The sequence below is a fragment of the Acinetobacter sp. CWB-B33 genome (assembly GCF_039655955.1).
In the GTDB taxonomy this organism is placed as follows: Bacteria; Pseudomonadota; Gammaproteobacteria; order Pseudomonadales; family Moraxellaceae; genus Acinetobacter; species Acinetobacter bouvetii.
On the sequence record NZ_JAGFEU010000007.1, the window covers coordinates 63,114 to 86,325 of the forward strand.

The window sequence follows — 23,212 nt, forward strand, 5'->3', positions numbered from 1 at the left end:
GCCCATATCCACCTGCAAGCTGGCTCCTTCATGACGCTTCTGTAAATTTTTGATTAAACGTAAATAAGCCAATGATGTGCCCTAAACGCGGTAACAGCTTATTGTCCGCGTAAAGTCATTTGATAAAAACGCCATTCATCTTCTAAAGTTTTTTTCAAACTATGCTCTGGCGCCCAATTCAGTATTTCTTTCGCTTTTTCCGAATGGCTTCCCAGCTGGTCAAATTCAGCATAAGGATAATACGGCGCATCAATGGTTTTAATCGGACTGTAAGTGACTTCAGCAATGAGGTCCAAGAGTTTTTGAATCGAAATCAATTCACCGGAAATATTGAACGCTTCACATGTATGCTCTTGGGTATCTAGCCAATTCAGCGCCAATAAAACTGCCCTACAGGCATCCAAGACATGCAAAAAACTGCGCTCTGCGGTATGGTCTGCCGTATTGGCCTGCTTGCGCAATTCTATAAATTCGCGCTGCAGCGCCCCCACCTGCATGGCTAGAGGTACAATATTTTTTGGCAGCGGCGCAATAAACTCACCTAAAACGCCATGTTCAAATGCGCCAGCAATATTGCTTAAGCGCAAAATAGCAATTTTCCACTCATTGTCTGTACGCGCTGTATCCCGGATAATTTCCTCAACCATCTGCTGTGATTTAACATAGGGATTTGGATAGGCATAATGAAATGGCGTATCTTCCTTGAGATCCGCTGAAGACTGTCCATATACGGCTAAACTGGACAGGTTCACCAAATTCCGCACTCCTGTACGCTGCATGGCGCGCATTAAGCTCATAATACAGCTGACATTATCATTATAATATTCCAGCGGTTTCAGCACCGACTCTTCTAGTGATTTAAACCCTGCTGCGTGCACGACGGCACGGATTGAATACTGCTCGAACACTTTGTTTAATGCAGGCGTATTGCGGATATCAATTTTAACAAATGGCACATACATGCCAGAAATGTATTCAAGGCGTTCTAAAATCTGCAAATTAGAATTTGATAAATTATCGACAATAATGACTTCTTGTCCTTGTGCCAACAGATTTAAAGCAATGTGCGAGCCTAAAAAGCCTAATCCACCAGTCACTAAAATCATTGTTTAGGTACTCCTTATATTTATCAAGTATTTACATCCAATTGGTGTAAATTTCGCGTTACCCCCTACTTATCTACAGATATTAAAAGCAAAAAACCGGCTCATAATTTATCTTGAGTCGGCCAATACGCAAGAGCGTTATAGTTTCATCTTATAGCTTTAGAATATCGCCTGTGTGCAGTTATGGTTATTAACTGTATTTTGTTTATGACAAGAAATACTTTGATTTCGGCATCAAAAAACCGCCATATGGCGGTTTTTTGATGCCGCTCAAGAATGCTTATGCATTCTTTGTCCGGACTAAATTTAAAAAGTGGAGATGCCTCTCGTATTGATCAATGACATCTTGCAAGAGGTCTTCTTGTGTCCAATCAATAATATCGTAATTCTGGCCGCCTTCCCTTAAAAATACCTCGGCCTGATAATCATGCAGTATTTCTTTCGGATCCATCATGAAGCTTGGTGTCTTCTTTTCCTGCGCAACCACTTGATAAATAAAGTTCATTTCATCCTTATGATTGACCCTCAGCTGCAGGCCAGCATCAATATTATGAATAGATACATCTAAATGGCGGCGTTTAAACTCTTTCTGCAAATTTGAAAACGCTTGCCTTACAGTTTGGTCAATATACTGTTCAACTTCTTCACGCGTATGCGGGTAATGCATGATAAGCCCTAAGCGTTGCTGCCAGCTTCTCGGGTTTTGAATTGCTCTTGGGGTAATGCGCGCTTCTTGCAAGGCCTGCATTTTAGTCGCGTCTAAGTGCAAAGCTTTCACCAAACCCCAGCAAATCAGCAACATTACAAAGGTAAATGGTAATGCGCTTAGCATTGTTGCTGATTGCAGTGCGCCTAAACCGCCTGCAAATAACAGAACAATGGCGAGCACAGCCATTAAGCATGTCCAAAAAAGCCGCTGCCATGCTGGAGAATTTTCCGATTTAGCCGTTAAATAATCTGTGACTAAAGCGCCTGAGTCTGCAGATGTCACGAAGAATAGCATGACTAAAATAGTCGCCACAAAACTCATGACGCCAGAGAAGGGTAATGTATTTAAAAACTCAAAGAGAGCAACAGACGAGTCTCGCTGTACTGCCGCAATCAGTGAGGTATTTGCTTCATTTAAAATGCTGTATAGCGCGGCATTCCCCATAACCCCCATCCAAATAAGGGTAAAGCCAGTCGGAATGAGTAAAACCCCCACAATAAACTCGCGGATCGTGCGGCCTTCGGAGACTCGTGCAATGAACATGCCCACAAATGGCGACCATGAAATCCACCACGCCCAGTACATAATGGTCCAGCCGCCAATCCAGCCATTCGATTGATAGGCATATAAGTTAAAGGTCATATTGAACAAATTTGAAAAATATTGACCTGCATTTTGTATAGTCGTTTGCAATATAAAGATGGTTGAGCCAGCAAAAAATACAAACAGCAGCAGGATTAAGGCTAATCCCAAGTTAATTTCTGATAGCCGCTTAATGCCTTTATCCAGGCCCATAAAAACAGACAATGAAGCCATGCCTGTGACAATGACAATTAAAATAAGCTGCGTGGTCAGCGAATATTCAATACCAAACAGGTAATTAAGGCCCGAGTTAATCTGTGTCACGCCAAAGCCTAATGTCGTTGCAACACCAAATACTGTTCCGATCGTCGCAAAGGTATCTACGCCATCGCCTATCGGGCCATAAATTCTTTTTCCAATTAAAGGGTATAAAGCGGAACGGACTTTTAAAGGCAAATTGTGTCTATACGCAAAGTAAGCTAATGCTAAACCAACGATTGTATAGATAGCCCAGGCATGTAAGCCCCAATGGAAAAATGTCACGCGCATGGCTTGCTGTGCAGACTGAATCGTTTCAGGATCGCCTGTAGGCGGTGAAGCGTAGTGCATTACTGGCTCTGCAACGCCAAAGAACATTAAACCGATGCCCATACCTGCAGTAAACAGCATGGCGAACCATGAACTGTTGCTGTATTTGGGCTGACTATGATCTAAACCCAGTTTAATTTTGCCCATGTTTGAACAGGCAATATAAATAAGCACAATTAAAAAGATTGCTACGGATAATACGTAGAACCAGCTAAATGAGTCTGTGACCCATTGATTCAGCTGTTTTGTTATTAAGTCAAAAGCATTGGGAGCCAAGAATACAATGGCAATAAAAATACCAATAATAACAACAGTGCTGATAAATACATTTGGATTCACATTGGAATACCATGACGGTTTCAATGAAGACATACCTTCCCTATTCCGTTTTATTTGTAAGACAGATCTAAATTGATCAAAAAGATATCCGCTAGATGCGGACAGAAACAGGCTTGTCGTGATGAGTGCTATCGCTTTTATTCTCATTTTTAGACAAATATTTAAAATATTCGCCTAGATAAAATGAAAAAAGTGAGCCTGACTCAATCAAAGCCACTGCTTAGAATCTGTACATGTTATCATATTTTTAGATACATAATTTAATATTAAGCAATAAATCAAATTAAGGATCATATCAAAGCAAGATAAAATCTATATTTTTATTTTATTTATCAATATCTTACATTCACACATGATTTCTGAAATCTTATTATGATTTTTATCAGATATTTGATGATTTTTTCTAAATTTTTCTAAATGCACAATTGTAAAAAACCACCCGAAGGTGGCCTTTTTCTAGCAAGCTGGATCGCCTTAGCCTGTTGATCAGGTCAAGCTTGAGCTGTTTTTTCTCATTCCTTCTTCGCAGACTGATTTAACGGTCTACCCCCATATGCAATTTATAGTTTACTGTTCTATTATTGCGTGCAGTATTGCGCATTTGATAAATCTGAATTAAATAATTGCCGGATTCTGGCAATTTGAGCTGTCCTGCTGTACCTGTTGCAGATCCAATCACTAAAGCTTCTGCTGCACCTGGTTTATCACCCGGAGCATATATGTTAATTTGAGCAAGATTCCCATTACTTGTAAGCTTATAATTTAAAGTCTGCCCCGCCTTAGCCCGCAAACTATACTGAACATCATCATAACCTTTAAATGAGCCTGCAACGGTAGTGCCAACAGAGCCTTTCGCAAATTGAATGGGCTTGACAGGCGCCGCAAATACGCTTAATGCGGCTGTAGACAAAGCCAAGATTATTGAACCCACTAAAGTTATTTTTTTCATCTCTGATTGCCTTTCTCAACCTAATATATATTTAAAAATCACCTGAAATTATAAATTTCATCAACGATTTATTATTCATATCGTATTTAGTATTAGGCTCTTTTTCCATATTCATTTGTTATCAATTTATATAAAAAATCGCCCGAAGGTGGTCTATTTTTTATTTCAGCAATCTGTATCGTTTATGCGGAGATATTTTTAATTCGGACATATGGCCGTACAGCATATAAATCAGTTAAGGATTCAGTTTGGTGAATGCTGAGCTATGTATTCTCCGCCATGTTTGGCTAAACATAGTATGTCTTGCAACGTCGGTCGGATGATTTCTTTAAGCAATCAGGCTTGCTGCTCTGAATTGAGCTTTGCACATGCATCGATTTGCTGTTGCAGGACTTTTTTTAAACGTACGTCGCGTACCCATTTGCGGAATTCTTTTACAATTGGGGTTCGGGCAAAGAATGTGATGAGATGTTTATAACCTAAAGCTTTTGCTTATTCAGCAGACTTCCAATCTAATTCAGAGGCTATGGCTCAGAGCATTTTACATAGTCCAGCCCATAGTTTTGAAAACCATCAATATAGTGCTAAATTCATAATATACAAATATTTATAAGGGAATAGATGTGGAAAATCTGGCGGTATTAGATATTCTTCAGCAAAAAATTGTTTTCATTCATACTTCCAGTGGTGAAATAGAATATACCATTGAACAAGTTGGCTACGCCGATGGCTTGCAGATCGATAAAGCCAATGGATATTTGTATTGGACAGACATGGGGCCGAACCGCAATGGCGAAGACTTCCTCCTCCCTGACGGTGCAATCTACCGTTCAAAACTGGATGGCAGCGCAAGAGAACTGCTGATCGGCAATGGTCAAATATGTACTCCAAAACAATTACAGCTTGATTTAGAAACACAGTATTTATATTGGTGTGACCGCGAAGGCGCCAACGTCTGCCGTGCAAAAACCGATGGCAGCCAGCTAGAGAAATTGGTTGAGCGTGATGATTCCCCCATCTATCCAAAGAATAGCCAAGACCAGTGTGTCGGCATAGCCATTGATAAAGACCGTGACCATATTTATTGGACACAAAAAGGGCCTAAAAAAGGCGGTAAAGGCAGAATTTTCCGGGCTGGCCTCAATATCCCTTTAGGTGAAAATGCTTTAAACCGCAGTGATATTTTGACATTACTTTCCGATTTGCCAGAGCCAATAGATTTAGAGATGGATCAAGCAAACCGAATTCTGTACTGGACGGACAGAGGCAGCGAACCCAATGGCAACACTTTAAATTGCGCAAGCATGACAGATGAAGGATTAGAAAATCATAGAATACTGGCAAACGGTTTCAAAGAAGCAATCGGCTTAGTATTAAAGGACTCTCATATTTTTGTTTCGGATCTTTCTGGCTGTATATATCGTATCAATTTAGATACTCTTGAAAAAGATGTGATTTATTCTGGCGGAGAATCACTTACAGGTATAGTTATTTATTAATACATTTTGATGAGTGTGGTTTAGAAATCCTTATTTCTAAACCGCTTTTTATTAAAAGACCACTTAGAATGGGCGTCTAGCTCTAAAATACGGTTCAAATTGACGGCCAGATCATCACCATGCAGAAGCTCCCAATAATCCAATTATTTTCACGCCGTAACTCCTGAAATGAAAAATTCGGCTTATGCACATTTATTCGATTGAAAATTTTAAACTGAGTTAATAATGCTCTTGCATAAAACTGTGTACTGCTCGAGGTTAATCAGAAGTATCCGAAGAAGAAAAAAAATACGATTGTATGCATTGATATAAAATCAGGAAAATCACCAACCAGGTTCTAATGTTCAAAATACAATTTATAGATTCGGCAGAACCTAAAGCAAAGACAATACGCTATGCATCTATTTTTATTTAATTTACAAATTTTATTCGCAATTAATTTAAGGCACCTGCATAAAACTGATACATTAAAATTACATAAAAAAGGAGTCAGTGCCAACGATGAAAACTAAGCATTTTATTCTCAAATTAGCAGTGAGCTGCATATTTTTAGGTTCAACATACGCAATTGCCTCACCTGCACTCTCCAATAACAGTACAAATCAAATCTTAGATCTTCCCGCTAAAGTGCCTGGTACAATCTTATCTATACAGGCACAAGATACTGATTTATTTACCAACGCCTCACAGCGATTCTTAGTTAATTACCGCAGCCGCGGTGTACAGTCCGAACCAATCGTGGCTTCAGGGTTTATTTTACTGCCTAAAGGGAAAGCGCCTAAAGGCGGCTGGCCAGTCCTCGCTTGGGCTCATGGCACAACCGGTGTAGCAGATACTTGTGCGCCTTCTAATGACTTTGCCGGCGGACCCGTTCATGTCTATCAGCAAATAGCTGCCAAAGCGCTAAATGCGTGGCTGGCGCGCGGTTATGCCGTTGTTGCACCTGATTATCAAGGCTTAGGCACTCCTGGCGGGCATCCTTATATGAATGCACAAAGTCAGTTGCACACTGTAGTTGATGCTGTCCGCGCAACCCACCTTTTAAAGCCTTATCAATTCAGTAAAAATTGGTATGTCATGGGCCATAGCCAAGGTGGTGCGGCATCTCTTGCTGTTGCAGCATTTGGCCCGAAAGATGCTCCTGAGCTGAATCTGCGCGGTGCAATTGCGCTGGCTCCGGGCGGCTATCAATATGAGGGAATTGCTGAATATGTAGCAACCCAAACTAAAATTGATCCAAGCGTTGCGGCATTTTTTCCTATCGTTCTTCTTGGTGCTGAAGCGGCAGATCCCTCTCTCAATCCAGAAGACTTAGTTAGCCCGGAAATGGATAAAGTCTTGAACTATGCCCGTAAACGCTGCTTATCTGAATTGCAATCTGATCTAAAAGAAGCGCCTAAAACTGTTTTCAAATCTAATGCTAATTTGACGCCTCTGACAAATTATTTAAAAAAACAGTCTATTGATAATATCACACCCAATGTGCCTCTTTTACTTGTACAAGGCGATAAAGATCAGCTAGTCGATTACCGCGGAACCTATGCTTATTATCAACAAGTATGTAAAGAGCGAAAACCGATGGCGTTTCACCCTGTCAAGAATGGAGATCATCGTGACTCCTTAAGACAAAGTGAATTCCTGATTGGAGACTTTATCAACTCCGTTGAGCAAGGCAAACCTGTAAATACCTGCAGCTTAAAATAATAGCGCAGATTAAGACATTTGAGACTTAAAATAGAGCGCCATAAGGCGCTCTATTTTAGAAAAGTGAACGGCTGAATTCAGTCTCTTATAAATAAGGAATGTTTCTAAGCTGCCTGTATGGCAGTGAACGATTTCGTGTCCATCCGTTTGAATCATCAAAATTTCTAAGCTGCCTGTATGGCAGTGAACTAATGGAACCACCACCATTACTTCCACCGCCTTTTCTAAGCTGCCTGTATGGCAGTGAACGTGATCGAATCAAGCAGCAGCGTGATCCTGATTTTCTAAGCTGCCTGTATGGCAGTGAACTTGAGAAGTCAGAAATAGTCTTGACGAAATCATTTCTAAGCTGCCTGTATGGCAGTGAACACCCAATCAAAGAATTCACACGCTTGAGGAAATTTCTAAGCTGCCTGTATGGCAGTGAACAAATATCGTATGTTAAGCCTTTGTTTCGTATATTTCTAAGCTGCCTGTATGGCAGTGAACTCTTCTACTTTTTGCATGTCTTTTTGTTTGTTTTTCTAAGCTGCCTGTATGGCAGTGAACTTAAGCGTCAAGGTGCGCTGTTTCAAAACATTGTTTCTAAGCTGCCTGTATGGCAGTGAACGCATATAAGGAACTGGATTAATTCTTTCAAAATTTCTAAGCTGCCTGTATGGCAGTGAACGGTGTAATGAGTCGGCAGGCTTTCATAAGGATTTTCTAAGCTGCCTGTATGGCAGTGAACAGTAACTCAATACTTAAAATTACTTTTATAACAATGACTTAATATTAAACAAATAATATAACCCAATTTTCCAAGCGGAAATATAACTTATTGATTTTACTAATCTATTAATGAGTGAAAAAATATTGGGTAAAATCGTCTTTCACCGTCAAATAAATATAACTCAATCTCCAAATAAAAGTGAGCAAGATCAAAAGGAAATGGCAAACTCAATATATATGCATATTCCTGCATAAACATACCACCAATTCCTGTTCGTACCATACCAGCTATTCCTATTCCAACTGCACCAATCTATCTAGTTTAAAGAAAACTATAAATATTCTTCTTAGATACAAATAGCTTAGTCATTAATGGTAATTATTCAATTTAATTCTTTCATCTGGTTGAGATACCTGATCTCCAATGGTTCTTTACTTTAATAATATTGTGATAAACGATCCTATTGATACTAGTAAAGCATATTTTATGTTGAATTTTCATGTGTCTGCAATCATAAAACTAGCCCCTAACTAAAAACCCATTCAAAATATGAATGGGTTTCTGGATTATTGAAAAAAGAAACTAATTTATTCTGTTGTCCATGCTAGTAATGCTCGCCTAGCAGGTTTTCCGACAATTGTTCGAGGCCAATCATTTCCTAGAAATATTGTAGCTTCAATGAGTAATTGATCTAATTTTTCAGTAATATACTCATTTAAAGTTGATATTGAAATCTGAGGGTCAATAGTACAGAAAATCGTAGGTTTAGCTGATGGTGTTGATGGTGGAAAAACAGCAACTTCATTTATTCCATGAATCTCTGATATAGCTGAGGATATTTCACCAGCTGATTGCAATTTTTGAGTAGTGTTGTCAAACCACACATCTTCAGCACGTCCTAAGACTGCAATAGAACCATCATCATTGATACTAACAGCATCACCTGTCTTATACCAGCCATCGCCAAAAGTTGATTCTGTACGAACTTCATCTCCCCAATATAATGAGGCCATATGAGTACGTTTAAAATATGGTTCACCTATATTTGGAAATTTATCGGAAACTGCTTTTAATGGACGTACTTTCATTTCTATACCATTCATTGGCCATAGAGTTGGAATACTTTGATTGTCTTTCTCTAAGTCCGCGCACATTATGCCTGCTTCTGTAGCACCATATAAGCGTTTTAATTTAAGCCCTGCTTTATTCTGAATCATACTAATCGTGACTGGAGATAGTAGGGCCCCGCCAGTTAGCGCCCATCGCACATTGTTTCCTAAATTCGGGTCAGTACTATTGATTGCTAGATACGTATAATGAGATGGCAAGGCACTCATCATCGTTACATTATGCTTAGATATACTGTTAATAATATCTGTTACATCATCACTTCTGATATTGTGGTGAACAACAGTTATACCTATAAAGAGTGCAGGTAATACATGTACATCTATACCATGGGCAAAATCCAAGGCATGTAAATTAAGGATAGAGTCTTGTAAATTCAAAGACAAATCATTAATCCAAGATTTTCTATCTTGGATTAGATTATACTCAGTCCAATAAACCCATTTAGGTTCACCTGTACTTCCAGAGGTTTCTAGAATTCGCCCTGATGAATATAAACTAGACTCAGGTAATTCATTTTTTAGAAAAATATTTCCATCATGCTTATTAATCGCTGTTCGTAATGAAGAAAATTCTGTTAATACACCTGCATCAGATAAGGACGTAATCGCACTCCAAGGAGTGCCTAACCGCTGTAGTCTTGACCAAGTTGTATATCGATCCCGTGTGGATAAATGTATACCGCCAGCTGATACTACACCGATGAATTTGCAAATATATTCAAATGGATCAGATTCAAAATCACAAACAACAATTTCACCTTGACTAACTTTATTAGTTAAATGTTCTTTCCACCATAGACACCGTTCAGAGAGTTCTGTATATGTCCAAGACTTATTACCATAAACAATAGCCACTTGAGACGAGTCATGTTGAAGTATAATATCTAAGATTGAATTTCTGATACTCATTGTAATTGCCCTCTAAATAAGTGACGAGTACCATTTTCGGTAATGGTATTTCTGCCATGTATAACTTTAGAGTTATTGATTATCAGTAAATCCCCTACATTCCAACGATGAGAATAAAAAGCATCACAATTCTTGAGGAATTGGTCGAGCTCAACTAGTAAATCACGGCTGTTTTGTTCATCATGATCCGCTAAACGTACAGACCAAGCTGGTGCTTTCTCAGTTGTATCAAATGGGAGGGCTAAATTAAATGATGTAGTTCCATCATCTTTTTTAATCAAAGGTGGTACAGATATCCATTTATGTGCAATGGATGGGAAGTGTGAGGCGTCATGTATTTTATATTCCCAGTCTTTCTCAAATATTGCTTTCAAATGTTCTGGCATAGATTCAAATGCTAATTTCTGATCACAAATTTCAGTTTCACCATATCCATTACTCTGATTAAACTCAACACAATAAAGAATAATATAACTAGGATGTGTTCCTACAAATGCGCCATCATTATGCAATGGTAGTGCAACGCGTCCAGTTACGTATTTTTCTGGATTTGGATCTGCATTAAGATCTAGTAATTCAGCCGAACCTGTTCCGAATCGGTGTTCCGCTGTCTTTCCTGCCAAATTAACTAGTTCCTTGAACTGTTCCCGCGTGAGTGAGAGGTTCTTGGCCAATGCAACACCATGCTCTTTCGCATTAGAAATCACTTCATCAGCCAATTCCTTTAATGAGGGCCAAGCTTCGTTTCGAGCTAACTGGATCCCTATTTTTGAATTAGCTATCTGTTCTATAGTTGTTTTCATAATTAATCCTGATAAAAATATTCAGAGCTATTTGCAATATTGGATTGATATTTCTAATTCCAAAATGCAAATAGCTATATTCAGCCTAGTGGGCAATCGCTTTCCATAACTGTTTAATATGTTCATCCAACGTCAATGGTAACAGCGATTCAGATAAACCTTGCTCTAGGTTTGACCCCTGATGAATTGCTGTTTTATATCCAAATGCTATCTTTTCAGGCAACCTTCTTTGGGCTAGTTTTCTCAAATAATACTTTTCGAAAGTACCATCAGATTTCAATATTTGGTCTACAGCTAATTGAGCTGCAATTGTGGAAGCCTGCCAATAAGGGTGGTGAATCAAGTATTTACCTGCCGTACCAAGAGCATTCGTTTTGAGTAATCCTGATCCACTAACATTTATGATTCTATCAGCTAGACCCTGTTCATCAGGTGAAGCTTCCATTCCTGTTTCTGAAACAGAATTAAGTAGATCACTTCCCATACCTGTAACAAGATCTCGACCTTGACTGCTCGCATAGTTATGCGCAATTGTTACTAATAACTGAATCAAAGTTATCTCAACATTATCATGCTGAATCCAACGTAGTGTTGGTTCTATACCAGCTAATAAGTCTTCCTTAGATAGTTCAAGAGTTACTAATGGCACACCCACATGTGCAGCTGTCGCTGTTGCTCCCTCTAATTCATCCCCCCATGGCGTCTTAATAGTGACAGCTACTACATCAGCTTGTTGTGCAGCCAAAAATGAACAGAGTAATCCTGAATCAACACCACCAGATAGCAACAACATTACTGGCCGTTGTGATTGGGCAATAGAACCTACAGATATAGCTAAAGCTTCTTCAACATTTGATATTGCTTCAAATAAGTCTGTTACCGTTGTTGTAGATATTAACGTATTCTTTTTGCTAGTGATTTCTATATCCCAAATACCATTGTCATTTTTGTTAATTTTTACAAAATTACCAGGATCGAGCTTGATCAACTCTGTAGTATGAGATGACTCTTTATTCCAAGTAGCAATCAATTGCTCAGCAAAAATATAGTCATTAGTGACAACCCATTCTCCTTTCTCTACATCACGTTTTGCAATAAATAATTGCCATTGACCCAGTGAGGGAGCAGTAATCTCAATAGAGCTCGCTCCAAAAACCGTACCCGCTTTTAATGCAATATCCTTACGATATACATTGTATACAGACCTTTCTGTCTTGTTTTTGGTAAAATAAAAACCAGAGATAACAAAAATTCCTGCATTAAGTCCTAAATCCATTATATATTCCAAATACTTTTAGGTTGCTAAATCTAAAACTAATAAATTATTGTCTTTAATTTCAGTAAATTAACAGACGATATCAATCATCTCTTACTTACTCTTTTTACTTAACTACTAATCACTTCACGCATGCGTTCTTGTGCTGATTGTGAGGCGGCGAATCCAGCACGGTGAGCTCTAGTCGCTTCGATTCGTGCATGCTCAAGTCGTTCAATAATGCCTGCATTGGCATAACGTTTAGTTGTTTTAAAAGGTACTGGTTGGTATTTTGAAAATTGTTGAGCGATAGTTTTTGCTTTTTCAAGAACAGATTCATTTTCTGAAGCTACCACGTCAACCAAACCATCCTCAAAAGCTTTTGGTGCTAACCAAGGTTCACATGTCATGATCATTCGATTTACTACATGTGGCGCAACTCTTTCATTTAATAAACAAGAACCCAAAACACATGCAATACCAAGTTTTAATTCAGGCATCCTTAAATCGGCAATATGAGATGCAACTCTATAATCCGCACACAATGCCAGTTGTAAACCAATACCAATAGAATATCCATCAAGTGCTGCAATTACCGGAACTGATAAAGCTAAAACGGATGTATACATGCGAACACATGCTGCAATCCACTTATCAACTTCATCTGATCCTTTAAAAGTATTAACTTCATGAAAATCACCACCAACCCCGAAAGATCGGCCTTCACCAGCAGTGATGATGACTGCTCTAATACTGCTCGTATCCAAATTTTCTAAAGTTTCGGCAATTTCATTCATTTTCCAAGTTGCAAATGTATTGTGACCAGAACCTGAAAATGTGAATACAGCTACTTCGCCTTGTACTTCCATATTTCCAGCTGTATTTTCTTTTATTAAATTATTCATATCTAACCCTTTAGTATATTTAAGTATATAAAAATGATAAAAAATTATCGAGATGGATAGTAATGAATTTTATTAAAAATAAAATTGGCTAAAAGTTACACACTCTCTTTAATCTCAACTTAAAATAAATTTTCCGAAATGAGTTTGTCGAATGTTTAAGGTTTTTTTAGCTTTCATTAGTAATCATATTAATTATATAAAACGATGATTTTTTAAGTGATACCTGTAAATTTACACATTAGGCAACTTGCATAACTCACAAAATGAATGACTATTTGCTGTAATTCTTCACCGACATTTTTTAATATTTCATGCATGAAATATATTGATATACGGCTTTGTTGGACAAAGCTGTTGTTAGTGGCAAAGGGCAGCAATAGGTGTGCCAGACTCCGCTTGCTTCAAGATGGACATGATCTGGCTGTTAGTAAATTTAGATGTTTTCATGCAGGATCTCCCGCTTATACTTTCAGATAAAATTCTACTTTTAGATCCTTTTATTTTTAGGAGGGATTACTATACCGATGGTGCTTATGACACTAAACACTGCCGAAAAGTCATTTTAGATAGACAAGCACATGCAGTGATTCCTCCAAAAAATTCAAAACATTGGAAAGATAAACAATCGAGGTCTATCGAGCGGAATGAGTTATTGAAAACAGTCAAGCCATCAGGAAGATCACTTTGGAAAAAGTGGTTTGGTTATCATCGTCGAAGTTTGGTGGAAACCAAAATGCATTGCATCAAATTATTAGGCGATAAATTAACAGCAAGGAGTTTTCCTAGTTAGGTGAATGAGATCCATGCACGTGTGGCAGTCTTAAATAAGTTTACGATATTAGGCCGACCTCATACCCAAGTTGCCACTTAAATTTGAGTCGCTTAGAGAAGTTATACTTTTTAAATCTTTGTGCAACAAAGCCACGAGAAAGTAAAATTCAATTTTATCGTTATGAAATGTCAACAGCCCTAGATAAATGCTTTAAATAATAAAAATCCAGTTAAAGTAGCAAATTCTTTTATATTCATTATGTATAGGCAATGTACAATAAAATGTTATAGGCCTATCCTCAATCTTTTTTAGCCTCAACTTTTCAGCAAAGGTAAATTTTAATGTCTGATATTAATTTTTCTGATGAACTACCTCAGGGCTTTATTGGGTTAACAGCTAATGTTGGCCTCAAAAATCTTGATGATGATTGTTTATTAGTGGCTTCTACCGTTCAGGCAAGTTCGGTATCTGTATTCACAAAATCACTATTTGCTGGACCTAGTGTGGTCCTTAGTAGAGAGAGTCTAGTAAATGGACCTCTTCAAGGTGTAGTTGTCCTTTCAAAGAACGCGAATGTGGCTACGGGGAAGAAAGGCTATGAGCATGCACAAGAGTTACAGAAACTTGCTGCTGATGTCCTCGGATTGCCACAAGATAAACTGTTAGTTGCTTCAACAGGTGTTATTGGTAAAAAATATCCAATGAATGATATCCGTGAAAGTTTCCATGATTTTTCTGGAAAAATAGGAACTTTGACTGCCCAGAATGCAGCTAAAGCAATAATGACAACAGACACGCATCCCAAAGTTTCAAAAGTAAAATGTGGTAATGCGACTCTAGTTGGTATTGCCAAGGGGGTTGGAATGATCGAGCCTAATATGGCTACAATGCTGGCTTTTTTCTTTACAGATGCGGCATTAGCTCAAAATCAATTAAATACTATCTTTAGAAATGTTGTTAATCGTACATTTAATGCACTAAGTATTGATACTGATACATCGACTAGTGATACTGCCGCCATTTTCGCAAATGGGCTAGCTGGTTCAGTTAACGAAGATGAGTTTAGTGATAGTTTATATCAATGTGCGTTGAATTTAGTGAAACAAATCGCTAGTGATGGTGAGGGTGCTACAAAGACAATCATTGTTAATGTAAAAGGTGCTAGAAATAATGAACAAGCTAAGTTAGTTGCAAAAAGTATTGTTAATTCTCCATTGGTTAAAACAGCAATTCATGGTAGCGACCCTAACTGGGGGCGTGTTGTAATGGCGATTGGTAAACTAGATACAGAGACAGATATTGACCCAATAAAAACTGTTATTTCCTTTGGACACCAGCAAGTTTATCCATTATTGAATGATATTCAACAAGACCATGAGTTAAAAAAACTAAAGGATTATCTCTCAGGATCTGAGATTGAGATTAATATATTTTTATCTATAGCTGAGGGGGAATTCACTGCTTATGGTTGTGACTTATCTGAAGGATATATACGTATTAATGCAGATTATACCACCTAACTAAAATTAAGGATAAAAAACAGTTTGAAAAATAAGGTTAGAGCTTTAGTAATTGATTACATCAACTAAAGACTCTAACTATCGTATTTAATTCGGCTTTATTGTATAAAGATTTGAAAGGTTGAGTTTCCCTAAGTAATTCTAATTTAAGATACAACTTGGGTATGAGGTCCGCCTAATATCGTAAACTTATTTAAGACTGCCACACGTGCATGAATCTTTTTAACTTGGCTGTCAAAATTTCTAGCATTGAGTTTATCGCCTAATAACTTGATGCAATGCATCTTGGTTTCCACCAAGCTTCGGTGATGATAGCCTGACTATTTTTTTCCATGTGTTCTGCCTAAATATTTGACTGATCGAAGTAACTCATTTCTCTCCTTAGAATGTGCTTTTGTATCTTTCTAAGGTCTTGCATTTTTTCTGGGTGGAATCACAGCATGCGCTTGTCGATCCGTAATGACTTGACGGTATTTTTTTGTGTCATAAGCTCCATCGGTATAGACAGAGTGTATTGGCTCATCAAGTGGAACCTGATCAAGTAAATCACTAAGTACCTGTGAATCACTCACATTGTTCGTCGTGAGTTGAACAGCTGGTATTTGCAGGGTTTCAGCATCTATACCAATATGTAGTTTTACGCGATTGGCGACGATATTCAGGCTGATGTTTCTTTCATTTCCATTCATCTTCACCTAGAAACTTTAGACCAGTAGAGTCGACAAGTAGATAGAGTCTATCACTACTTTTTTGATAGCCAATCGCAATATCGATATGCCTTTGTCTTCTACATAGTGTTGAATAATCTGGCGCTATCCAATTTAATCCGCAAAGCTTACTTAGATTTTGGACAAAGCCAGTAACCATTTGCAAAGACAATTTAAATAGAGATTTAATCATTAAGCAGCATTGGATGGCTGCGTCAGAATAAGTTTGATTTAGTCCGTGTTTGCCTTGTGGGTGAGTATACCATTGAGTCGTAGGATCAAACCAAATCGAGATATTTCCATGATTTATTAATGTTCGGTTATAAGCGGACCAATTCGTTGTTCTATAGATTTTGGGTGTAGGCTTATTCATTTTGAAATTATATTGCTGAACAGACCTTCTTGGATAGGTTTGTACAACAAAGCCCTTTCTCGTTATTCCTTTGAACAGAGAATGTTAATATGCTCTAAAATAATATAAATTATTTTGCCTCAACACCCTCACTTGCTGTATGAGTTGTTGAAACCCAATCTTCCCACTGGTCAGCTAATAAGTCTTTCATATGTGAGCTTGGTTGCTTTCTCCAAATTTCCTCCCACCAATAAGAGGGTTGAGTGTGACGAAGAATAGCTAAAGGATGCACGTATAATTTACGAAGTTCATTAAATTTTTCTTTCTTCATTAAATAACTATGTACTGAATTACGGTGAGGACTATCATAAAGGTAAGCCCATAAACTCGCAAAATTTTGTAGCATTCTTCGCCCACCATCACCAATTACTGTAGAAATATGAGCTCGAGTTTCCAATACATCAACTTTCTCATTCTTATATTCTCGAACAATCACTAACTCACCCTCAGGGGAGATATTCCTTACAAAGTGAATCTTTTTAACTTTGCTCATAAAAATTTCATGATCAGAGATTCCTTCTGTTTGAAATAGCTCTAGAATATCTCGCTCAGGTGAACCTGAAGCATCGAATGAAGAATGTGGTGTTGGATAGCCATCACCATGCACCAGCCAATCTTGCTCTACCCCTAAGAATTCAGCGATTTTTCTGAGTTCAACAAATGTAGGTTCATGTTTGCCTTGTACCCAATCCAAAAAGATTTCTGCTGTTTCATACTCAAGCTGTTCTGCAATATGAGAATACTTTAACTCTCGAAAGTTATTAAAATTTGCCCATTGAATAGCATGAACTAATCTATCTGATAATTCTTTTTTACGATCTAAAAGTTGGTAAGGGCTTAATGTAATATTCCCATGTTCTGAATCCAACTTCTTGAAATTAAAGCTATTTTCAAGGCGTGCCACAATTTCTGCATTCATTGAACGTTTAGCATCTTGCGCTTCAGCTTCAATTCTTTGTTTTAATTCAGTTGGTATTCTTAGTTTTACTTGAGAATCACTTAATAGACTCATAGAACATGGACCTTATATATTGATATATAAACCACATTGGTTTAATATATTTAAACCAATGTGGTCCAGAGAGGTTTCTATGAACCCCAATACTCATGAACTCGCTCAACTTAAAATTCGTATTCCTGCTCATTTAAGAAAGCAACTGCAGGAAGAATCTATTGCTCAACAAAGATCCATGAATGCTCAAATTAACTTTATTTTAAAGCAATTTTTGCAAATTCCTAGCAATGTACAACAGATGAAAGATAATTAAATATGGCAGAAATAATAGAGACTCATGCGGGTACATGAGTCTCTAATGTTGTCTTAATTTTGCGGTCAAGACAATTTCATTGTATTGAACATCGATTGATTTATCAATGTTCACGCGGTGCTTTCTGCCTCTTTTGAACCAAAGAGGTCCATTCCTATGCGTATTGAAACAGATAAAATTAGGCAAATTGTTCGACTACTTAATCTTGGGTATAGCCAAAGGTCAACAGCGATACAGGCTCGGGCTAACCGCAGTTCTGTAAAAACCATTTTTGATAAATTAACACTTTTCCCGATTGATAATAGTGAGCTTAATTTATTTACTAATCTGGAGTTGTTGGATTATTTTGAGATTTCACGTACTCCAACTTACCCAACACGAAAAATTTATCCTGATTTTGAATATATCAATCAAGAGCTTAAAAAGCGGGATATGACTCTGGAACTCCTTTGGCAAGAATATATTGCTCAATATAAAGAAGGTCTTTCATATTCTCGTTTTTGCCATGTATTTAATCATTTTCGTAATAAAAAACATGCGTCAATGCGCCAAACTTTTAAGAGTGGTGAGGCTTTACTAGTTGATTTCTGTGGTAGAACAATGGAAATTACCTCACCTGTAGATGGGTCAAAGAGCTATGCTCAAGTATTTGTAGGGGTTCTAGGGGCTTCTGCTTATACATTTGCTTATGCTGTGCCAAGTCAAAGGGTGGAACATTGGCTCGAATGTTTTATCAAAACTTTTGCTCATATCGGTGGTGTTCCTGCAACCGTGATCACAGACAATCTCAAATCAGCAGTCATTAAAAACAATAAGACTGGTTTAGTTTTTCAAAAGGATTTTGAAGACTTTGCGGCACATTATGACTTTGCAATTATTCCAACTCGTCCTCGTCATCCTAAAGATAAAGGTCTAGCTGAAGTTAGTGTTCAAATTGTGCAACGTGCTGTACTTGCCTCTTTACGAAATCAAAAATTCTTTTCGATTGAAGAGTTAAACCAAGTCATTCAGGAAAAAATGGATATCATCAATCGAAAAATAACTCGACGTTTTACCATCAGTCGCTACGAACAATTTTTGGTGCTGGATAGCAAGGATATATCACCATTACCACTTTATCCTTATGAACTCTGCTCATGGAAAAGACATGTGCGGGTGAGTGAATTCTATCGAGTTGAATATGATGGGAATCAATATTCAGTTCCTTATAGCCATATACATTTGCATGTCGATCTCAAAGTTACTCAATCAACACTACATATCTTTTATGAGCGTGAAAAAATTGCGGAACACGTGATTAGTCACGGTATACGCCAAGATATATGTCTTGATGAACATATGTCACCTGCACACCTTACTCAAAAAGGTTTATCAAAAGATGAAATTATTTATTGGGCAAATCGGGCTGGCCCAAATACTTCACATTATGTATGCCATATTTTAAATCAAAAACGTGATCTCGCTAGAAATATTAAATCATTAAACAAACTGAGAAAGTGGGTAGTTGACAATCAAAAGTCCCATTGTCTTGAAGAGGCTTGTGATTTTGCAACACAACGACAAATTTATGCTCTGGATCGACTACAACGCATCATTGCAAACAGTGCTTATCAAATCCAGCAACAACCATTGTCAGATGCATTAGTTCATACTCCAACATCCCACCATAATATCCGCGGTGCTGATTACTATTTACAAAATTCTGGAGTTGCTCATGCTTAAACAATCGGTGAAAGATAAATTAGAGCAACTAAAACTCAAAGGCTTCTTGCGTACAGCAGAGGCTTCTTTAGATCAAATGCTTGCTGAAGGTAAAAGCTTTGAAGAATTCTTAGATTTGTGTCTAGATGCAGAATTAAATGATCGGACAAATAGACGGATCGAAAGACTTTTTTCGATTGCAAAATTTCGTTATCCCACTGCACGATTAGAGCATATTGACTACGCTTCTGAACGAAAAATTAAAAAGGCAGATATTGCTCGCTATGCTAATTGTGAGTGGATCAGTGATTACAGGGGGCTAATTATCTCAGGGGCGACAGGCGTAGGGAAATCATGGTTAGCTTGTGCTTTGGGTGCTGAAGCTTGTCATCGTAGCTACAGTGCCATGTATTTTAATGCAATAAGCCTATTCGATGAAATTAGCAGTGCAATTACATTAGGTGAAATCAAAGATTTTAAGAAAAAGGTATGTTCTGTGAAATTACTTATTATTGATGATTTTGGATTAGGTGGTTTTAATCAATCTTTAGCTCCATCATTCTTGGAAATCATTGATAAGCAATCACAAAATGGTGGCTTGCTCATTACTAGTCAAGTACCTAAAAAATTGTGGTTTGAGCAATTCCAAGATCCAACGATTGCAGATGCAGTTATGGATCGCATTTTACATCGTTCATACGAGTTAGAAATTTCTGGTCGATCGTATCGAGAAAAAATCTATTCTCAGTAAAAGCTACCTTCTTTATCTCAGGGAGACGGTTCCACTACTGTTCTCTCTTTTATTTTAACTCAAGTGGTATAGCACGAATAGGAATGACTGGTATGGTACGAACAGGAATGGGTGGTCGTTTTATCCAGTATTTTGCAGCCACCTTTTCCTTTCAGCGCGAATTCAGCTTCCGATACAATTCGGCCTTCTTTAATCAATGTAAACTTGGCGTAGCTCATATAAGTCACAAAATCCCAAGAGCGCAAAGCTGTATAATTCATTGTTGTTTCACAGAAAGCCGGTTTTGAATTTTCAGGATAGAAGCGCGCATTAATCTTATATCGGGCAAAACTGCGCGCTACAGACTGATCAAACCCATCTATAGTGACTTTAGGATTTGCGATTACGCAAATCTGTTTAACATTTTGAGGTTGAAAGCCTTCACTGTTATTCACTTTGATTGATGTGCAGCCAGTGACCGCAAAGGCAAGTGCGCCTGATGTTAATAATTTTTTCATATTACCCCCTTAAAACAAGGCGATAAAATACTTATTTTATGATTAAAAGTATATATAGCTAACAGAAAAAGCACCCGAAGGCGCTTTTAATATATTATGAATCACAGCTTCCACAGCATAAGCCCAGCTTGGTATCCAGCACCCAGTGTCCACAAAACAATAAGATCCCCTTTTTTGAGCATTCCCTTATTCAGCCTGCTTGCATAAGCTATAAATAGGCTATTCGCCCCTGTATACCCATACTGATCCCCAACATATTCAATTTTCTCCCAAGGGATATTCTTTTTCTCTTGAAGAATATCAATATTCATTTTTGTAAACTGAGAAAGCAAAAAGCATGAAATATCTTCCAGCTGCAGATTGTGCTTATCTAATAATTCATCAAGTGCTTCAGCGGCAAACTCTACACTTTCGATTCCGCTAAATGCAGCCCAATGAATTTTTTCATTTGCGCTCTCACCGCAAGAAAAGCCCTTCGGAGGCCAAACAATAGTATCTTTGAAACTGCTGTCTGTTTTATAGGTGCGATCGATCATGCCTGATCCTAATCCATCTGCTGCTTTTTCCAAAATAAGCGCAGCAGCAGCATCACCGACGATACTTGAAGGGATTGGCGTATCCTCACTGCCAATCTTGCTCAATTGGTCAGCACCGACCACTAAAGCACGCTTATAAGATTCTTTAGACTGAAGTAAAACTGACGCCTGCTCTAAAGCTAGAAACATACCCAAACAGTTCGCATTGACATCAAAACACACACAATCTTTTTTGATTTTTAAAGCTGAATGCAGCCACAATGCATTGGTTGGAGATAAGTACTCCAGCGTTGTTGATGCGAAAATAATAATATCAATATCGCCATCCTTAATATTATGCTTTTCCAATACTTTTTCTGCAGCGTTAATTGCCATGGTAAGCGCATTTTCTTCAGCATCGCCTATTACATATCTCTTATCCCGACCCACTTTTTTTAATAAGTCCGGTATCTTCTCATTTTCTTTGAATCGTTCAAGATAGTAGTCATTATCACGGATCGTTTCTGGATGATAGATATCCACTGCAGCAATATTCAGAGAAGGTTTTTCTCGACCTTTAGTTTCATAAATAGTATTCATTTTGCTTCTTATGGTTCTCATTAATTGAGATTTATTTATATTAAATTTAGAATAATTTTCAAGTATTAAAAACCAATCTCATACAGATTACCCAGTATAAAAATACACTCAAAAAATATGCAATTCGCACGGCGCCTCGTACAGTTTAAAATATAAATGAATGCTGCTGCCGTGCAATGGCATCGCAGCGGGAGTATAGGATCGGACTCGGGCAATGACATTGAATGCCGTCAAACTGAAATGCGCCACATAACTGAACCTAGACGCCTCATCCAACTTGCACCCAAACTTATCGCGGACCTTCTTCTGATGCTGTAGATTTGAATTGAAATTTACCTTCATGGCCATTTAAATATTTGTCTTATTGCTGCAATAAGATTTCATCGGCTTCTAAGCATTTTTTTGGCTGTTGGCAATCGCTTGTTTGTTGGTTTTCCCCAAATAATCACTTTTATCCATAAATTGCGCCCATTAAAAAAACGCCTCCGAAGGCGGTTCTATTCAGAAATCACTCAATCTTATAAGTAAATTTTGATTGATCAGGCTTTTTTTCCATAGTTAGCCATACCTCGCCATTCCTTTTATCGCCATATAGATAAAGCTGATAATGCAGCCAATGTGTACCAAAATCATCAAAAGTGCGCGACCATTTTTTGATTTTATACCTTCGTATTTTTCCATATTCGGATTCCAAACTTTGATCATAAAAAAGCACCCTATCAATTCGATTAGAATGGACTCTAGCAGACATATATTCAAAGATTGAGATTAAACAAAAAATGATGACTATCCCACAAAAAATATTTTTTTTATATAAATATTTCATAATATTATAAGTCGTTTTATTTATATTTTTTTGAATCTTAAATATATCAAATCATCTCCACCACTTCCATATAATAAATTCCTAATTTTTTTCATAATTTATGACAATCACCATTAACCTGAAAAAGAAAAACCCCGCCAATATCTAGAATTAAGCAGGGTCTTATGTGCCGTAATACGTCCGGCAAACTGGAGAACTATTTAATTAATCTAATTAATCATTTTTTCCACATTTACGGCATATTTGTATATATCCGCAGTCAGGATCGTAATCAAATTCATATTCATGAATGCAAAATAATTTACGAAGGAAATAGATCATAGCTTTCTCCTTAATCGCGATTATGGGATATGAGAGGGATAATCATTAGATGGGCTATTTAGCCTCCCTAAATAATTAATAGGGCTAATTTCACTTTTTTAAAGGCATCAAATTCGAGGGAATTTGAATCTG

17 protein-coding genes, 2 pseudogenes and 1 CRISPR repeat array are annotated in these 23,212 nt (G+C 37.6%); of the genes and pseudogenes, 7 read left to right on the forward strand and 12 right to left on the reverse strand.

Annotated features, from left to right (window positions below):
- Window positions 1–98: 98 nt before the first annotated feature.
- The 3 genes from JZ784_RS15925 to JZ784_RS15935 form a co-directional block, all read right to left on the reverse strand.
- Window positions 99–1,106: an NAD-dependent epimerase/dehydratase family protein gene (locus JZ784_RS15925; RefSeq protein ID WP_346315552.1), complete on the reverse strand. Its 1,008-nt coding sequence runs from the start codon at window positions 1,104–1,106 to the stop codon at window positions 99–101.
- Between the two features lie 280 nt (window positions 1,107–1,386).
- Window positions 1,387–3,357, reverse strand: a complete 1,971-nt coding sequence (gene betT, locus JZ784_RS15930; protein ID WP_346315553.1) for a choline BCCT transporter BetT — start codon at window positions 3,355–3,357, stop codon at window positions 1,387–1,389.
- Between the two features lie 502 nt (window positions 3,358–3,859).
- Entirely contained in the window at window positions 3,860–4,273 is a 414-nt protein-coding gene (locus JZ784_RS15935; RefSeq protein WP_346315554.1) for a DNA breaking-rejoining protein, read from the reverse strand.
- 623 nt (window positions 4,274–4,896) lie between these two features.
- Between JZ784_RS15935 and JZ784_RS15940 the strand changes: the two genes are divergently transcribed.
- Window positions 4,897–5,772: a hypothetical protein gene (locus tag JZ784_RS15940; RefSeq protein WP_346315555.1), complete on the forward strand. Its 876-nt coding sequence runs from the start codon at window positions 4,897–4,899 to the stop codon at window positions 5,770–5,772.
- A 501-nt stretch (window positions 5,773–6,273) separates the two neighbouring features.
- Window positions 6,274–7,476, forward strand: a complete 1,203-nt coding sequence (locus JZ784_RS15945) for an alpha/beta fold hydrolase (RefSeq protein WP_346315556.1) — start codon at window positions 6,274–6,276, stop codon at window positions 7,474–7,476.
- Window positions 7,477–7,577: 101 nt separating this feature from the next.
- Window positions 7,578–8,206: a CRISPR direct-repeat array (repeat unit 28 nt; unit sequence TTTCTAAGCTGCCTGTATGGCAGTGAAC).
- A 569-nt stretch (window positions 8,207–8,775) separates the two neighbouring features.
- On the opposite strand, the gene JZ784_RS15950 is transcribed toward JZ784_RS15945, so the two are convergent.
- The 4 genes from JZ784_RS15950 to JZ784_RS15965 form a co-directional block, all read right to left on the reverse strand.
- A complete protein-coding gene (locus tag JZ784_RS15950) occupies window positions 8,776–10,227 on the reverse strand; it encodes a fatty acid--CoA ligase family protein (protein WP_163146479.1) in 1,452 nt (483 codons plus the stop codon).
- On the reverse strand, window positions 10,224–11,030 hold the full coding sequence (locus JZ784_RS15955; RefSeq protein WP_163146478.1) for a TauD/TfdA family dioxygenase: 807 nt from the start codon (window positions 11,028–11,030) through the stop codon (window positions 10,224–10,226). Before JZ784_RS15955 ends, JZ784_RS15950 begins: the two co-directional genes overlap by 4 nt.
- A gap of 85 nt (window positions 11,031–11,115) precedes the next feature.
- Window positions 11,116–12,306 carry an asparagine synthase-related protein gene (locus JZ784_RS15960; protein WP_163146477.1) on the reverse strand — a complete coding sequence of 397 codons (1,191 nt, stop codon included), beginning with the start codon at window positions 12,304–12,306 and terminating at the stop codon, window positions 11,116–11,118.
- A 110-nt stretch (window positions 12,307–12,416) separates the two neighbouring features.
- Window positions 12,417–13,190: an enoyl-CoA hydratase/isomerase family protein gene (locus tag JZ784_RS15965; protein ID WP_163146476.1), complete on the reverse strand. Its 774-nt coding sequence runs from the start codon at window positions 13,188–13,190 to the stop codon at window positions 12,417–12,419.
- Between the two features lie 445 nt (window positions 13,191–13,635).
- Here JZ784_RS15965 and JZ784_RS15970 point away from each other — a divergent pair.
- Window positions 13,636–14,061 (forward strand): annotated as a pseudogene (locus tag JZ784_RS15970) (transposase).
- A gap of 242 nt (window positions 14,062–14,303) precedes the next feature.
- Window positions 14,304–15,482 (forward strand): bifunctional glutamate N-acetyltransferase/amino-acid acetyltransferase ArgJ, encoded by a 1,179-nt coding sequence (gene argJ, locus JZ784_RS15975; protein ID WP_163146475.1) that lies wholly within the window; start codon window positions 14,304–14,306, stop codon window positions 15,480–15,482.
- A 146-nt stretch (window positions 15,483–15,628) separates the two neighbouring features.
- Here argJ and JZ784_RS15980 read toward each other — a convergent pair.
- Window positions 15,629–16,562, reverse strand: a pseudogene (locus JZ784_RS15980) (IS5 family transposase).
- Between the two features lie 109 nt (window positions 16,563–16,671).
- A complete protein-coding gene (locus JZ784_RS15985; RefSeq protein ID WP_163146474.1) occupies window positions 16,672–17,613 on the reverse strand; it encodes an Arc family DNA-binding protein in 942 nt (313 codons plus the stop codon).
- 79 nt (window positions 17,614–17,692) lie between these two features.
- Here JZ784_RS15985 and JZ784_RS15990 point away from each other — a divergent pair, with 79 nt between their 5' ends.
- The 3 genes from JZ784_RS15990 to istB all read left to right on the forward strand — a co-directional run bounded on the left by JZ784_RS15990 (window position 17,693) and on the right by istB (window position 20,321).
- On the forward strand, window positions 17,693–17,869 hold the full coding sequence (locus JZ784_RS15990) for an Arc family DNA-binding protein (protein ID WP_005141051.1): 177 nt from the start codon (window positions 17,693–17,695) through the stop codon (window positions 17,867–17,869).
- Between the two features lie 156 nt (window positions 17,870–18,025).
- Complete coding sequence (istA, locus tag JZ784_RS15995; protein WP_317113568.1) at window positions 18,026–19,591, forward strand: IS21 family transposase; 1,566 nt, start codon at window positions 18,026–18,028, stop codon at window positions 19,589–19,591.
- Window positions 19,584–20,321: an IS21-like element helper ATPase IstB gene (gene istB / locus JZ784_RS16000; protein WP_163146473.1), complete on the forward strand. Its 738-nt coding sequence runs from the start codon at window positions 19,584–19,586 to the stop codon at window positions 20,319–20,321. Before istA ends, istB begins: the two co-directional genes overlap by 8 nt.
- Window positions 20,322–20,380: 59 nt before the next feature.
- Here the strand turns inward: istB and JZ784_RS16005 are convergent, their stop codons facing one another.
- The 3 genes from JZ784_RS16005 to JZ784_RS16015 all read right to left on the reverse strand — a co-directional run bounded on the left by JZ784_RS16005 (window position 20,381) and on the right by JZ784_RS16015 (window position 22,614).
- Window positions 20,381–20,818, reverse strand: a complete 438-nt coding sequence (locus tag JZ784_RS16005; RefSeq protein WP_346315557.1) for an Sbal_3080 family lipoprotein — start codon at window positions 20,816–20,818, stop codon at window positions 20,381–20,383.
- A gap of 101 nt (window positions 20,819–20,919) precedes the next feature.
- Window positions 20,920–21,933, reverse strand: coding sequence for a 3-oxoacyl-[acyl-carrier-protein] synthase III C-terminal domain-containing protein (locus tag JZ784_RS16010; protein ID WP_346315558.1), 1,014 nt, complete (start codon window positions 21,931–21,933; stop codon window positions 20,920–20,922).
- A gap of 558 nt (window positions 21,934–22,491) precedes the next feature.
- Complete coding sequence (locus tag JZ784_RS16015) at window positions 22,492–22,614, reverse strand: hypothetical protein (protein ID WP_346315559.1); 123 nt, start codon at window positions 22,612–22,614, stop codon at window positions 22,492–22,494.
- Window positions 22,615–23,212: the final 598 nt, after the last annotated feature.